Raw genomic sequence first — 14,163 nt, forward strand, 5'->3', positions numbered from 1 at the left:
CTGACTTTGATGGTTGATAACGTTAAGCAGTTGCCGCTGACCATGGATAGCATGATGGCCGCGTTGATGCACTTTAATCGTGAAACCGCGCAGGACACGCAATGGGTCGATGGTTTAAACAACTTGTTCCGCTCTATGGCAGGCCATGCGGCGAACGATGCGTTCTACCGATACATGGCAAACAATACACACCATATTGATACGTTGGTGAAATTCGCATCTGATAATGCTTGGGCATTAGATACGGATGCAAGCTTTATCGTTTTCAATGCATTACGTGAAACTGGTCGTTTGCTCGCGAGCCCAGATCAGGAGACCAAACGCAAAGCATTGGCAGTAATGCAACAGGTGATGCAGCGTTATCCACTGGGTAGTGAGCATGACAAACTATGGCTTGCTGCCGTTGAAATGATGAGCTACTACGCACCAGAAGGCCTAAATGGTCTGAATATTGAGCAAGCCAAGCAAGATTTAGCTGCACGTGTAATGCCAAATCGTTTTGAATGTCAGGGACCTGCCATTATTCGCTCTGAGGATCTGACCGATGCTCAAGCAGCGAAAGCGTGTGAAGTGCTAGCGGCAAAAGAAGCCGACTTCCATCGAGTTGCGAATACGGGTAATCAACCTGTCGCTGATGATTTGAATGATCGTGTTGAAGTGGCGGTATTCGCGAGTAACACTAGTTACGTTGATTACTCTTCATTCCTATTTGGTAATACAACGGACAACGGTGGTCAGTACCTAGAAGGTGACCCTTCAAAAGCGGACAATACTGCGCGTTTCGTCGCTTATCGCTACGCGAATGGTGAAGATCTCTCTATCTTGAACCTAGAACATGAATACACGCACTATTTAGATGCACGATTTAACCAATACGGTTCGTTCAGCGATAACTTGGCTCATGGTCATATTGTTTGGTGGCTAGAAGGTTTTGCTGAATACATGCATTACAAGCAAGGTTACCAAGCTGCGATTGAGCTGATTGCAGATGGTAAACTGAGCCTTTCCACTGTGTTTGATACCACGTACTCTCACGATACCAATCGTATCTATCGTTGGGGTTATCTAGCTGTTCGATTCATGTTAGAAAATCATCCACAAGACGTCGAAAGCTTGTTGGCATTGTCGCGCTCTGGCCAGTTCGAACAATGGGCACAGCAGGTGACGTCTTTAGGTCAACAATACGATGCTGAGTTTGAACGTTGGTTGGACACATTAAAAGTGGAACCTGAGCAACCTGATACAGACCCAGAAGAGCCAACAGAACCAACAAGCCCTGAAGCACAAGTGACTGAATTGACGGCGAACCAAAGCCTTCAGCTCAGTGGCGAAGCATACAGCGAAAAACTGTTCTACGTTGATGTTCCAGCCAACACCGTTAACTTCAATGTATCTATTGAGGGGGCGGGTGATGCGGATCTTTACATGAGCTACAACAAAGTCGCGCATTACTATGATTTCGAAATGAGTCAATATGCTGATGGCAGCAATGAAGAGATTGTGTTTGAACCAGAGCAAGATGGTTACGTTAAAGCGGGTCGTTACTACATCAGCTTAACTGGACGTGATAGCTATGACTCAGTGAATCTTGTGGCTGCGTTAGAAGTGGAAGCGCAAACACCGCCAACCCAAGTGCAAGATGATTTAGCACCTGTGGTATTAGAGTCTGGTGAAGCCAAAATGCTTACCGTTCACAAGCAGCGTTATGCGGCAGTTTATGTGCCTGAAGGTGTTGAAGAGGTTCGTGTATGGCTAACGGCTCACTCTCAAACTGGTAATGTCGATCTATACGCGAGTAGGGAGCATTGGCCTACAGTAGAGCAGCACGAGTATGCGTCCAACTATGCAGGCAGCAATGAATACCTTGCGATTCCTGTTACTGAAGCAGGGTACGTGCACTTCGCTCTTCAGGCTCCAGAGCAAGGCGATGACGTTGAAATGCTAGTGCACTTCAACTAAACAGGTTCGATTAACTAAAGTCGAGATAAAACGTCGCTGATACAGCGACGTTTTTGTTTATATCGGACACGATTATAAACAAACAGCGGCGAATGCTAGTTAATCGGCTGATCTATCGAGTTATCAGTTGCCCTTTTTCTAAACGGCTTTAGGTTTGTATTGCAATTTACCGCGCACATAAACTTTTTTAGCGACGCGTTCTGTGACCTAGCTTCTGATTTGTGCTTCCCAAATGGATACAATATATATGCACCCCGTGCAATAAAGTGAAAAGGGAAAGACATGAAAACGCTTATTTATGAAACGTTGATTAGCCTTGCTAACCAAGAACCAGAACAACATGCAAGAATCCGACAAAATCTCTATGAACAGTTGGATCTGCCGTTCGATAAGCAGCTGGCTTTGTATTCTTGTGCCCTTGGTCCTGCAAGTTCAGGCAAGTTGGAGAGCAGTCAAGGCATTAACAACGCGGTAGATTGCGCGGTTAAACTGCTTGAAACTCCTGAGCGCTAATTCACTCGTTGTTTTAATCACGGCCCGAACCCCAAGGGCCGTTTTTAATTGCGGTTAAATTGATTTCAACGTCGTTATTACTCTGCTCTTTCCGCTAGCACTTCTTTGAATGCAAACATGCCGTTTAATGCCGCGGGAAAACCTGCGTAGACGGACATCTGCAAAATGATCTCTTTAATCTCATCCTCGCTACAGCCTACATTCAGCGCTGCATTTAAGTGCACTTTTAGTTGCGGCGCGCAATCCCCCATTGCCGTTAGCGCGGCGACGGTTGCGATTTCTCTCGATTTTAGGTCTAAGCCCGGGCGAGCATAAATATCGCCAAACGGATACTCAATGGTGTACTGAGCTAAATCTGGACAAATATCTTGTAAGGTTTCGATGACATTATGACCAGCGTCGCCATCAATTTGAGAGAGTAGTTCTAATCCTTTGTTAAAGCGTGATTGTTCCATCGGTATGTTCCTAGTGAATAAACGTAAACACACCTTAATCGTTAGAGTTAACTCTAAGTCAACGAACTTTTCCGCTTTTATACAAGGCAATTTTTTCTTCTAGAGCCGATAAGTGCTTTTTCTGTTGCTCAATGTGGCGTTTGAGGTTTTCTTGGTGTTGTTCTAACAGGGCTTGACGTTGTGGTACAGATTGAGAGCCGACTTCCCTTAATTTGGCATACTCTAGAATCTCTTCAAGTGGCATTGCAGTTTCTTTTAAACGCTTAACAAAGCTTATCCAGTTTAGATCTTTCGAACTATACATTCGATGTCCACTCGCGTTTCTATGGACATGTTTAAGTAAACCGATTTTTTCATAGTATCGAAGTGTATGAGCAGATAGCCCGACGAGGTCAGAAAATTCTTTGATATTCATTATTATCCTCCAAGGTAGAGCATACCCCATAGAGATAAGCTAAGTTTCGCATTTTGAAGTCATTTCGGGACAGATACAAACAGAAATCTTTAGTCTTTTAACGCTAGGTATGGTGATTTACTGGATTTTTGAAACGCGCCAAACGTGATCCATCTGCCAGTTTCGTTTTATTAACAATTGATTACTCAACGGGTTGGCTTGGCTATTTTTATCCTTTGGGCCTATTTTAGGGCGTACATAGGTCTTATGTTCTATCTTTTTAAATTTAAGTTTTTGTTAATCAAAACAATGCCTTAGTTTTGTTTTGGTCTGTTCGGGTTGTATGTCGTGTGCCCGTTATTCACTCAGAACGATTTATCGCTGTGCAATGGATGAGTCGCTACGCCTTCGATTTCAGCCTTGAGTTAGTGCTAAAAGGGTGAGTGCCTCTGATGAATAGCTTTTATAATTTCGATTATTGAATTCACTCACAAAAAAATGCAAACAAGTAATCGTGAGTGGAAACGAGCAGGAGAACAACATGAGTGGCTCACAGGAAACACAATCATTCGGTGCAAACGTTATCTTACATGCGTTTGATTGGAAGTATGCTGACATTGCCCAACGAGCAAAAGAAATCCGCGAGCTTGGTTATGGCTCTGTGTTGGTTTCGCCACCAATGAAAAGCGCACACGATGAGCGCTGGTGGCAGCGTTATCAACCACAAGATTATCGTGTTATCGATAATGCTTTGGGTGATACCAAAGATTTTATTCATATGGTTCGTGAACTGGAGCAAGTTGGTGTGTGGGTTTATGCCGACGTAGTGTTTAACCATATGGCAAATGAGGCCCACCTTCGCAGAGACCTTCAGTACCCAAGACAAGAGGTCTTGGAGGAATACCAGAACAACAAACAGAAATATCAGTCGCTAGCGTTGTTTGGCGATCTATCTCAACCACTTTTTGATGAAGAGGACTTTGTTGAAGCATTCGGCATCAAAGACTGGAAAGATAAGTGGCAGGTTCAAAACGGACGTATCACAGGTGGACCAACCGATCCTGGCTTGCCAACTCTTCGTGTTTGTGACCATGTCGTTGAGCAGCAGCGAGCGTACCTAAAGGCGCTGAAAGCTATTGGTGTGAAAGGTTTTCGTATTGACGCTGCGAAACACATGACGTTAGAGCATCTTAAGCGTGTTTGGACAGACGACATCACGCGGGATGTGCATATATTTGGTGAAATTATTACCGATGGCGGTGCGACGGAAGAAGAGTATCAGCTGTTTCTTGAGCCGTATCTACAGGAAACTCGCCTAGGTGCGTACGATTTCCCTTTGTTCTCAACCATGTTTAAGGCGTTTGCTAAAAAGGGCAGCTTCAAGTCTCTGATTGATCCCTATTGTTTTGGTCAGGCTTTGTCCCCCGGTCGTGCGATTACATTTGCTATCACACATGATATTCCTAACAATGATGTCTTTCTTGATCTCATCATGGACGAGGAAAACGAATGGTTAGCTTATGCCTATATTCTAGGCCGAGATGGCGGTGTGCCGTTGATTTATACCGACTTAAACACCAGCGGTATTAAAGGTAAAAATGGTCAGCCAAGGTGGCAAGGTGCATGGAGCGACCCGAGAATGACAAAAATGATCCAGTTCCATAATATGACGCATGGCGAGCCGATGAGTGTTCTTGAAGGTAACGATGACATGCTCGTACTTAAGCGAGGTGACAAAGGTATTGTGGTGCTTAATAAATCACAGCGTCAACAGTCTTTGACATTAAAAACGGATGGCAATTGGGTTGATTTGATGACAGAACAAATCATTCCAACTGACGGTAAGTTAATCGTACCATCTAAGTCGTCGATGTTACTTGTCGCGAACTAGAAGATGTACACACCGAGCTTAGCAACTTCGGTGTGTATGTTTTTCATCGTCATTCACGTTCTGCTGAAGTTCAATAGAAACTCAAACTCTCTCGTTTTTGCTAGAAATTTATGAGCACTCGTTAACGCAACATTCTGCTTTTAAAAAACCAATTACGTCATCTAAGCACTGATACTCTGCAACACAAAAAAGGGTTCTACCCTCGCGGCGCTGGGTGAGAAGACCAGCTGAAGCAAGGCTCGAGATATGATGAGAGAGAGTGGATGCTGGAATGCCAAGCTTTTCTTGTACGCCGCCTACCGCGATACCTTTGTATCCCGCTTTGACGACTTCTTTGTAAATACTTAAACGAGTCGGATGCCCTAACTCTTTTAGTGCTTTAGCAACGGCTTCAAGCTCCATACTGACCTCTAAAGAATGACCACAGTAATTTTGTTTCGATAATAGGGAAAGTCTCGGTAAATGCCAACTATTACGATCTCAGAACAGTTTAAATCAGATGAGATTCATACTGGCTCATGCCTTCATGACAACAATTGTCTGTTCTAATGAGACAGATCAATCTTCATTATTATTTCACGCCACGTTCAAAATCCCTCGTCTACACTCAATGTTGAGTTGTCAGTTGGCAGACCAAGGAGGCGGCCATGATTGCGGTTCATAGAGATTATTGTTTGTCTAACAGTTCGGAGTTACATGCCCACGTTAAAGTCAACCCTGTTGGTAAATTAGAAGTTGAGATTGTTGAACTTCAAGAGCGCCACACCACAGAGTTTGATGATTTGTCTTTTGAGAGTCGTGGGTGTGAAACTCGAATCTGTGGTAAAGAAGACACAACTCCGTGGCAGTTCAATCTTGCAGTTACTGATGCGTTAGAGCTTTCTCATTTAGTGGAAGAAGCAAACGAAGAGTATGAGATTTTAATGAATGATCTTATGTAATATCGAGAAGATCATTTTATTCTGCACGGCGTGTGGCTCTGTACTGAAAAAATAAAAACCTCCCAAGCGGGAGGTTTTTAATATGGAGTGCGTTATCGTTGGATAGGCTCTTCTCTTGGTGGTGTTAGCTCTTGGACGTTATCTTCATTAAAGTCATCGGCGTAACCTTTAGGTGGCGGTGTCCAACCACGTTCTGACCGCGATAGTTTGTCATGACGATCTTTTTGCATCTCTTCCGCCATTTTCTCCTCTAACTGAATAAACAGTTGTCGGAAATTGTTGTCATAGCGTTCACCTTCAGAATCATCTTCCCAAGCTTTGTAAAGTATTTCTGACTTACGTGCTTCAACACGCTTATATGTCGCCTTCTGTTGTTCAACAAAGAAGGGGTGAATGCCAAGGGCTTTCATTGTGTGACCGCCCATCTCCAATGCAGAATGGTAGGTCTCTGATTCAATAATATCAGCCCCCGCTTGACGCAAAAGATAGCCATGTCCACGGTCAAAGGCACGTGCAATCACTGTTACTTTTGGGTACGTGTGCTTAACGTACTTCACCAGTTCTACACTCGATTCTTGGTTATCAATCGCCACAACCAACGCAGCGGCGTGCTCAATGCCGGCTGTATGTAGCATATCTGGTCGAGTCGCGTCGCCAAAATAGGCGCGAGTGCCAATCTGGCGCATGTTATCGACTTGGTCAGATTGATGGTCAAGTACCACGGTAGTCACGCCGTTTGATACCAATAGGCGATTCACTATTTGTCCAAAGCGGCCGATGCCGGCGATGATCACCGTGCCTGTTTCCTCAATCGTATCGCTTTCGCGTTCATTTGACTGGCTTTCAAAGCGCGGCAGAATCACTCTATCAAACAGAATAAACAAACCTGGTGTCAGGAACATCGAAATCGCAACCACTAACGCAAGAGTTTGTGAAAGTTCAAATGGGATGACGTGGTTTTGCACTGAAAAGCTTAGAAGTACAAAGCCGAATTCACCTGCTTGAGCCAAGCTTAGGGTAAACAGCCAGCGGTTGCTGCCTTTCACCCTAAATATCAGTGCAAGAATAAACAGCACCAAGGCTTTCAAAACCATCACGCCAATGGTCAATGCCATGACCAACCAGAAATCACCAAAAAGGACCGAGAAGTTGATCCCTGCGCCAACGGTAATAAAGAACAGACCTAACAATAGGCCTTTAAATGGTTCGATATTGGATTCTAACTCGTGGCGGAATTCACTGTTCGCCAATACAACGCCAGCCAAGAAGGTTCCTAAGGCAGGAGATAAGCCCACTAAACTCATCAGTGCAGCGATACCAATGACAAGCATGAGTGCAGTTGCGGTAAAGATTTCTCGCAAACCAGAGCTAGCCACATAATTGAGCAGCGGTCGACTTAAAAAGTGTCCACCAACGACGACGATTGCTATCGATGCTGTGATTACGATGCCGTATGCCCAGCCTGGCAACCCCGCAACGAGGCTTAATTCTTCATGGTGCGCTGCGGCTGTTTGTGCTGCGGACTGTGCCTGTTCAATTAATTCAGGTAAGGCCAATAGGGGAATGAACGCCAACATTGGTATCACTGCAATATCTTGAAAAAGCAACACGGAGAAAGCGTTTTGTCCACCTTCCGTCTTCGTTAATCCTTTTTCGCTAAAAGTTTGCAAAACAATCGCAGTAGAAGAGAGGGCGAAGATCAAACCTATGGCTAAGGCTATGGTCCAAGGCTGGTCAAAGTATAAGGCAATACCCATAATCGCCGCGACGGTACCGCCGACTTGCAGACCTCCTAAGCCCATTAAGCGATTGCGCATCGCCCACAACATTTTGGGTTCGAGCTCTAAGCCAACGAGAAACAGCATCATCACCACGCCAAACTCGGCAAAGTGCTGGATTGTTGTTGTTTCTTCACCGACTAAACCGATAATTGGGCCAATAACCACACCTGCGATGAGATAGCCTAAAACGGACCCAAGTCCCAAACGCTTAGCAAGTGGGACTGCAATTACAGCAGCAATCAAATATACGAAGGCTTGTAAGAATATCCCTGTCATGAAGCCTCCTTAATGAGCTCTGGCAATGCGCTGTTAAGCTTGATTAATGACGCCGCAGCTTCAACATCCAACCTATCTTCGACTAAAGCTGTTAGCAGGCTCTTGTACCGCTCAACATGACGAGGGATTCGCCCTTCTTCATCTGCTGTACGTGCGCCAAACATCGCGAGAGGGGCAATGTAGTTCATGCCGGTCAGTGCGGACATTTGTTCAATAGGCGCAAGCAGTTGACGAATCGTAAAGTGGTTGTAGCCCTCTGCCTTATAAGCTTCTTCTTTGCCCCCTGCAGACAGCACACAAAGCATGGTCTTGCCTTGCAGTGCTGTGCCATCTGTACCGTAAGCAAAGCCATATTCCAAAACCAGATCTTGCCACTCTTTTAAAATCGCAGGCGTTGAATACCAATATAGTGGGAATTGGAAAATCACCACGTCATGCTCACGTAAGCGTTGCTGCTCACGGTCGATATTAATATCGAAACGAGGGTATTCGCCATAGAGATCAACACATGTCACGCCTTCAATTTTTTGAGCTTCTTTGAAAAGTGGAGTATTCACTTCTGAACGATGCTGGGAAGGATGAGCAAAGAGAATGAGTACTTTTTTATTTGCCATAGGGATCCTTGCTATCTAAATAACCATGCCCAGTAGGAGCGCGGGTTGGTTAGAAAATGTAACTCATAAATGATCACCAAGCTAGTTTGGAAAACTGTTTAAGCTGTTTCAATATCAATAAAAAACCACCAAATAGATTGGTGGTTTTGGGAAGCGTTACGTTTTACTAATCATGAATAGGGACGACTAGAATATCCACCGGTGACTTGTTAATTAAGTGTCTGGAGTAAGAAATAATCTTGCTCCAGAAATCTTGGTGGTGACCACAAATCAACAGATCCACTTCTTGTTCTTTAATGGTGACTTCCAATTTATCAGCTAAATCACCTGTGCCTACAAAGAAGTGTTTAAGTGGGTAGTCCATGTAATCACTGAATGTTCTTAAACACTCCATTGAATGCTCATTCAACGGCCTTTGATCCGGGTTCTCTTTAATGTCTACAAGCTCGCGATAGATTTCTCCGTGCGTACCATCAATATGGATAAAGGAGATATCGGAGTCGAGATAGTTTGCCATTGATACCGCTCTGTCGATAAGCACGGTGCTTTCATCTGACAGTTCGAGTGCAACAAGGATATGTTTGTATTTCATAACCACGCCCTTATGTGGATTATCTTTACCCTAAGCATAGTATGGCTTGGGCAAAAATTGTGTTGATAAGATCTCGAAATTGTTCAAAGTTTTGTTAAAAAGTTAATACGATATAACAACTTGCTGTGAAACTTTCTCTTTGTACTCATTTGGTTAGAAAGCTTGCTTTTTGAACAAAAAAGCCGCTACACTCTGCGCATCATTTCTCTAGGAGATTACGCCAACATGAAGAACTAAACCTGTCATCCATATTTTTACTTATTTTTTGGATCTGCAGGGTTAGTAGGCGTAGCTCACTTTCCGATATTTCTTTGCAACAAGACAAATTTTTTATTTGACGTTTATCGTCGAGCTTTACATAAAGCTTAATGCGTTTGTGCACGCGTTTTGTTGCAATCTCAAATCATAGTTACGGCTGTTGTCCCTGTCATACAGGAGGCAAATTATGCCAGTTTTACAAGCTTTTAATGTTAGCCATCAGTTTGATAATGGCGAGACGCTATTCCAGTCTATTTCTTGTTCCATGACTAAACGACGTGTTGGTTTGGTTGGGCGCAATGGCATCGGTAAGTCGCTTTTGGCTTCCATTTTGGCGGGCGAAACTCAGCCTGCCAGCGGTGTTGTGACTTCTCCCTCTTCTTTCATGATGTATCGCCAGCAGCCGTCTGATCTGCTTTCAGGTCAGCAATCGATCGCCCAGTTTTTGGGAACAGACTCGGTCTTACATGCTTTGAAGCAGATTGAACAAGGTGATGTTTCTGAGCATTGGTTCGAACTGGTTGGCGAACAGTGGGATATTGAACAGAAACTCAAACAGCAGCTTGCTGCGATGGGCTTGCCGCAAGACCCTGATTTCTCTTGTGCTCGGCTCAGTGGTGGTCAGTTGGCGCGTTTGCAGTTATGGCAGTTGTTTGAAAACGAAACGGAACTTTTGATTCTCGATGAGCCATCCAATCACCTCGATACCGAGGCGAAACAATGGCTGATAGAGTCTATGACGTATTTCGGCGGCGCGATTTTACTCATCAGTCACGATCGTGAGCTGCTGCGAGATATGGAGGAAATTTGGGAACTATCGGGCCTAGGTTTACAGGTTTTTGGTGGAAATTACGATGTGTATGCCGAGCAAAAACGCACTGAGCTACAAGCGGTCGAAAGGCAGTTAGCGCAGGTCGATAAACAGAAAAAACGGTTAGCTGAGCAAGCCCAGAAAAATCGCGAAAAAGCAGACCAACGCGCCGCGCAAGGGAACAAACTGCGCAAAGACGGCAGTCAGCCCAAAATTTTGCTTGATGGCAAAAAGGATAGCGCGACCGCCAGCACCTCAAATCGCAATAAGAATGAGCAACTCAGACAAGTGCATTTACAAGCCAAAGAGCGGGCGTTGCAATCGCGACATGAGCAGCTCAAAGCGCAAAAGCTTTATCTTGCAGATAATCCGAACCGTTCGAGAAAAGTGTTGTCGATACAAGAAGGTATATTGCCTTTTGGGGATTCTACCCCTATCACTTTGCAGATTTTTGCGAACGACAAAGTCCATCTCAAAGGGAAAAATGGATGCGGAAAGTCAACCTTGTTAAAGACGTTGCTTGGCGAGTTGTCGTTTCTGAGAGGTGAGCTGCAAGTGAATACTCCCTTGTATTATCTCGACCAACACTTTGGCGCAGTGAATCCAAATCTTTCGTTACTTGAGAACGTAATGGAGACTTGCCAAGAGATGACGGAAAGTGAAGCGAGAACCTTACTGGCGGGGATCGGTTTTCGTCGAGACGCTGTGTTTCGGTTGGGATGCGTACTAAGCGGTGGCGAGAAGATGAAGCTCGCAATGCTGATCGTCAGCCATCAACACTCCCAGCCTTTGCTGCTGCTCGATGAACCAGATAACCATCTCGACCTCGAGTCAAAAATAATGCTTAGTCAGGCGTTAAATGCATACAAAGGTGGATTTGTTCTGATTAGTCACGACCAAGATTTCGCTTCTGAGTCTGGGGTTTTGCGTCAAATCGAACTGAATTAGACGAAAGAGAGTAAACGCCATCGTAGCTCTTAAGTATTGCTCCCAAGCTCTACACCGCCACTTACCGATATGTAGAATTGGCAGGAAATGAGGGAGTTAGGATGGCTTTCACAACTCGTTTAATGAAATTAGATTCATTTTGTCGATATATAGTAGAGTTCTGATGTATTGCACAAAAAGACAACAGAAAAATAAAAAGGAATTTCATGAAAAAGAACACCCTAGCATTCGCAACGGCTCTCGCACTCGGAAGTGTGTTGTCTGTGGCGCATGCAAATGAAGCGGCGCAGTCGTCGGTTGAACAAGTAACCCCGAAAGCCATCACGTATCCAACCACACAAAAAGTGGATGTTGTCGATGACTACTTTGGTACAAAAGTGAGTGATCCTTATCGCTGGTTGGAAGACGATCTCAGCCCAGAAACCGCAGAATGGGTGAAGGCACAAAATGCAGTGACGTTTGATTATCTGTCGAAAATCCCTTACCGCGAGCAGATTGAAGATCGCATCACTAAGCTCATGGACTACGAAAAGCAAAGCCAACCGTTCAAAGAGGGTAAGTTCACTTATTTCTACAAAAATGACGGGTTACAAAACCAAGATGTGCTTTATCGGCAGTTAGGTGATGGTGACGCAGAAATTTTCCTCGATCCAAATACGTTTAGTGAGGATGGCACCACATCGTTAGCGGGAGTGAGCTTTTCACGAGACGGTTCTTTGGTCGCATACAGTATTTCGGAAGGCGGTAGCGATTGGCGCAAAGTCATTGTGTTAGACACAGAAACCAAAAAGCCAGTCGGTGAAACGCTGGTGGATATTAAGTTCAGCGGCATCAGTTGGCTCGGCAATCAAGGTTTCTATTACTCGAGTTATGACAAGCCACAGGGGAGTGAACTCTCCGCGAAGACAGATCAACACAAGCTCTACTTTCATAAGCTTGGGACGAAACAAAGTGAAGACCAGCTGATTTTCGGCGGGTTTGAGGAAGAGAAATACCGTTATGTTGGCGGCTATACGTCAGATGATGAACGCTACTTGTTTATCTCAGCCAGCGTATCGACATCGGGTAACAAACTGTTCTTTAAAGATCTGAGTAAGCCAAACAGCCCGCTTAAAACCATTTTAGATAACACCAGTTCTGATACTTGGGTGATAGACAACCAAGGCACGAAGCTGTACTTGGTTACGAACCTTAACGCGCCGAACAAACGCGTCGTGACGGTGGATGCGAGTCAGCCGCAGCCCAAAAACTGGAAAGATTTGATCCCTGAAACAAAGAACGTGTTACGTGTTTCTACCGCGGGTGGCAACTTGTTTGCGAGCTATATTGTTGATGCGATCTCGATGGTGAAGCAATACGACATGAACGGCAAACTCATCCGAGAAATCAAATTGCCTGATATTGGCAGCGCATACGGTTTCTCGGGTAAAAAAGAAGAAACCGAAGTCTACTATTCTTTCACCAACTACAAGATGCCAAGCACTACGTATCGTCTGAACATCAAAGATGGTGATAGCGAGGTGTACTACAAATCTAAAGCGCCATTTGATCCCGCTTTATATGAATCTCGCCAGGTGTTTTACACCTCAAAAGACGGAACAAAAGTGCCGATGATCATCACCTATAAAAAAGGGACACCGATGGACGGCAGTGCACCAACCATCCTATATGGTTATGGTGGTTTCAACATCAGCCTCACACCATCTTTTAACCCGACACGTGCGGCTTGGTTGGAGCTTGGTGGTGTTTACGCGGTAGCGAACATTCGTGGCGGTGGGGAGTATGGTAAAGAGTGGCACAACGCTGGCATTCAAATGCAAAAGCAAAATGTGTTTGATGACTTTATTGCGGCGGCTGAATTCCTAATTGATGAAAAGGTAACGTCATCAAACAAGTTAGCCATTAACGGTGGATCGAATGGTGGCTTGTTAGTGGGGGCAGTTATGACGCAACGTCCAGATCTGTTTAAAGTGGCGCTGCCAGCAGTCGGCGTACTGGATATGTTGCGTTACCATACTTTTACCGCAGGTGCTGGTTGGGCGTATGACTACGGTACGGCAGAGCAAAGTAAAGAGATGTTCCAATATCTGAAAGGTTATTCGCCAGTGCACAATGTAAAAGTGGGGGTGGAATACCCAGCGACATTGATTACAACGGGTGATCATGATGATCGTGTTGTTCCTGCTCACTCTTACAAATTTGCTGCTGAGTTGCAGTCAAAACAGGCGGGTTCAAATCCGACTTTAATTCGCATCGAAACCAATGCAGGACATGGTGCAGGCACACCAACGCGTAAAATAATTGAGACAAATGCAGATATTTATAGTTTTGCACTGTTCAATATGGGAATAGAGAAACTGCAATAGTGCGAATTGTTTGCGTTTTAGTTATCGAAACGCATCGGCGCTTTATCGCTCGATAATAAAAGGGAATCACAGAGAGTGATTCCTTTTTATTTATTATAGGCCTACTATTCTAATCTGATGCTAGGCTAATCAAACTAAGGTTTTTTACATTATTATAATGTTCTAATTAATCTGAAGAGTGTGGTACGATCGAAATGAAACATTGATCGCGATCACCTAAATCCATTGCACTCTCTATTTATATGGTAAAATTAATTAATCATTTGTTCTAATGATAATTGAATTTTCATAATTTTTAATATTTCCTTCTTCATTAGTATTACCAAATTTCAAGTTATATAAGATATAAGTAGCGGTGATTGAA

12 protein-coding genes are annotated in these 14,163 nt (G+C 44.3%); 6 read left to right on the forward strand and 6 right to left on the reverse strand.

Translation table 11 applies throughout. The annotated features are described in order from the left end of the window. Positions 1-1,959 (forward strand): M9 family metallopeptidase (locus R7E00_RS19120; protein WP_318124460.1); only part of this gene is annotated, 1,959 nt, incomplete at its 5' end. Positions 1,960-2,241: 282 nt separating this feature from the next. Further along, entirely contained in the window at positions 2,242-2,472 is a 231-nt protein-coding gene (locus R7E00_RS19125) for a PAS factor family protein (RefSeq protein ID WP_005375384.1), read from the forward strand. 77 nt (positions 2,473-2,549) lie between these two features. Here R7E00_RS19125 and R7E00_RS19130 read toward each other — a convergent pair whose 3' ends face one another. Together R7E00_RS19130 and R7E00_RS19135 are read right to left on the reverse strand one after the other, a co-directional pair. Further along, positions 2,550-2,927 carry a carboxymuconolactone decarboxylase family protein gene (locus tag R7E00_RS19130; RefSeq protein ID WP_206970781.1) on the reverse strand — a complete coding sequence of 126 codons (378 nt, stop codon included), beginning with the start codon at positions 2,925-2,927 and terminating at the stop codon, positions 2,550-2,552. 58 nt (positions 2,928-2,985) lie between these two features. Further along, positions 2,986-3,342, reverse strand: coding sequence for a MerR family transcriptional regulator (locus R7E00_RS19135; RefSeq protein WP_005375386.1), 357 nt, complete (start codon positions 3,340-3,342; stop codon positions 2,986-2,988). A gap of 520 nt (positions 3,343-3,862) precedes the next feature. On the opposite strand from R7E00_RS19135, the gene R7E00_RS19140 reads away from it, so the two are divergent. Beyond that, the gene (locus tag R7E00_RS19140) at positions 3,863-5,212 is read left to right on the forward strand and encodes an alpha-amylase family protein (protein WP_206970782.1); all 1,350 of its coding nucleotides are present in this window, start codon (positions 3,863-3,865) and stop codon (positions 5,210-5,212) included. Between the two features lie 108 nt (positions 5,213-5,320). On the opposite strand, the gene R7E00_RS19145 is transcribed toward R7E00_RS19140, so the two are convergent. Next, the gene (locus tag R7E00_RS19145) at positions 5,321-5,614 is read right to left on the reverse strand and encodes an ArsR/SmtB family transcription factor (protein WP_005375388.1); all 294 of its coding nucleotides are present in this window, start codon (positions 5,612-5,614) and stop codon (positions 5,321-5,323) included. A 245-nt stretch (positions 5,615-5,859) separates the two neighbouring features. Here R7E00_RS19145 and R7E00_RS19150 point away from each other — a divergent pair, with 245 nt between their 5' ends. Next, complete coding sequence (locus R7E00_RS19150) at positions 5,860-6,153, forward strand: hypothetical protein (RefSeq protein ID WP_005375389.1); 294 nt, start codon at positions 5,860-5,862, stop codon at positions 6,151-6,153. Positions 6,154-6,245: 92 nt separating this feature from the next. Here the strand turns inward: R7E00_RS19150 and R7E00_RS19155 are convergent, their stop codons facing one another. From R7E00_RS19155 to R7E00_RS19165, 3 genes are all read right to left on the reverse strand, one after another. Continuing rightward, entirely contained in the window at positions 6,246-8,210 is a 1,965-nt protein-coding gene (locus R7E00_RS19155; RefSeq protein ID WP_005375390.1) for a monovalent cation:proton antiporter-2 (CPA2) family protein, read from the reverse strand. Next, a complete protein-coding gene (locus R7E00_RS19160) occupies positions 8,207-8,824 on the reverse strand; it encodes an NAD(P)H-dependent oxidoreductase (RefSeq protein ID WP_005375391.1) in 618 nt (205 codons plus the stop codon). The genes R7E00_RS19155 and R7E00_RS19160 overlap by 4 nt, the downstream gene beginning before the upstream one ends. A 166-nt stretch (positions 8,825-8,990) precedes the next feature. Next, the gene (locus R7E00_RS19165) at positions 8,991-9,416 is read right to left on the reverse strand and encodes a universal stress protein (RefSeq protein WP_225491757.1); all 426 of its coding nucleotides are present in this window, start codon (positions 9,414-9,416) and stop codon (positions 8,991-8,993) included. A 445-nt stretch (positions 9,417-9,861) separates the two neighbouring features. Between R7E00_RS19165 and R7E00_RS19170 the strand changes: the two genes are divergently transcribed. Then, on the forward strand, positions 9,862-11,433 hold the full coding sequence (locus R7E00_RS19170; RefSeq protein ID WP_262605986.1) for an ATP-binding cassette domain-containing protein: 1,572 nt from the start codon (positions 9,862-9,864) through the stop codon (positions 11,431-11,433). Positions 11,434-11,639: 206 nt separating this feature from the next. Beyond that, positions 11,640-13,799 (forward strand): prolyl oligopeptidase family serine peptidase, encoded by a 2,160-nt coding sequence (locus R7E00_RS19175; RefSeq protein ID WP_262605987.1) that lies wholly within the window; start codon positions 11,640-11,642, stop codon positions 13,797-13,799. The last annotated feature ends 364 nt before the right edge of the window (positions 13,800-14,163 follow it).

Origin of the sequence: Vibrio sp. Vb1755, from assembly GCF_033338635.1 — a bacterium.
Classification (GTDB): domain Bacteria; phylum Pseudomonadota; class Gammaproteobacteria; order Enterobacterales; family Vibrionaceae; genus Vibrio; species Vibrio alginolyticus.

Coding starts and splice junctions, on each gene's coding strand:
- R7E00_RS19125 (WP_005375384.1), top strand. CDS start 2,242: ATGAAAACGCTTATTTATGAAACGTTGATTAGCCTTGCTAACCAAGAA.
- R7E00_RS19130 (WP_206970781.1), bottom strand. CDS start 2,927: ATGGAACAATCACGCTTTAACAAAGGATTAGAACTACTCTCTCAAATT.
- R7E00_RS19135 (WP_005375386.1), bottom strand. CDS start 3,342: ATGAATATCAAAGAATTTTCTGACCTCGTCGGGCTATCTGCTCATACA.
- R7E00_RS19140 (WP_206970782.1), top strand. CDS start 3,863: ATGAGTGGCTCACAGGAAACACAATCATTCGGTGCAAACGTTATCTTA.
- R7E00_RS19145 (WP_005375388.1), bottom strand. CDS start 5,614: ATGGAGCTTGAAGCCGTTGCTAAAGCACTAAAAGAGTTAGGGCATCCG.
- R7E00_RS19150 (WP_005375389.1), top strand. CDS start 5,860: ATGATTGCGGTTCATAGAGATTATTGTTTGTCTAACAGTTCGGAGTTA.
- R7E00_RS19155 (WP_005375390.1), bottom strand. CDS start 8,210: ATGACAGGGATATTCTTACAAGCCTTCGTATATTTGATTGCTGCTGTA.
- R7E00_RS19160 (WP_005375391.1), bottom strand. CDS start 8,824: ATGGCAAATAAAAAAGTACTCATTCTCTTTGCTCATCCTTCCCAGCAT.
- R7E00_RS19165 (WP_225491757.1), bottom strand. CDS start 9,416: ATGAAATACAAACATATCCTTGTTGCACTCGAACTGTCAGATGAAAGC.
- R7E00_RS19170 (WP_262605986.1), top strand. CDS start 9,862: ATGCCAGTTTTACAAGCTTTTAATGTTAGCCATCAGTTTGATAATGGC.
- R7E00_RS19175 (WP_262605987.1), top strand. CDS start 11,640: ATGAAAAAGAACACCCTAGCATTCGCAACGGCTCTCGCACTCGGAAGT.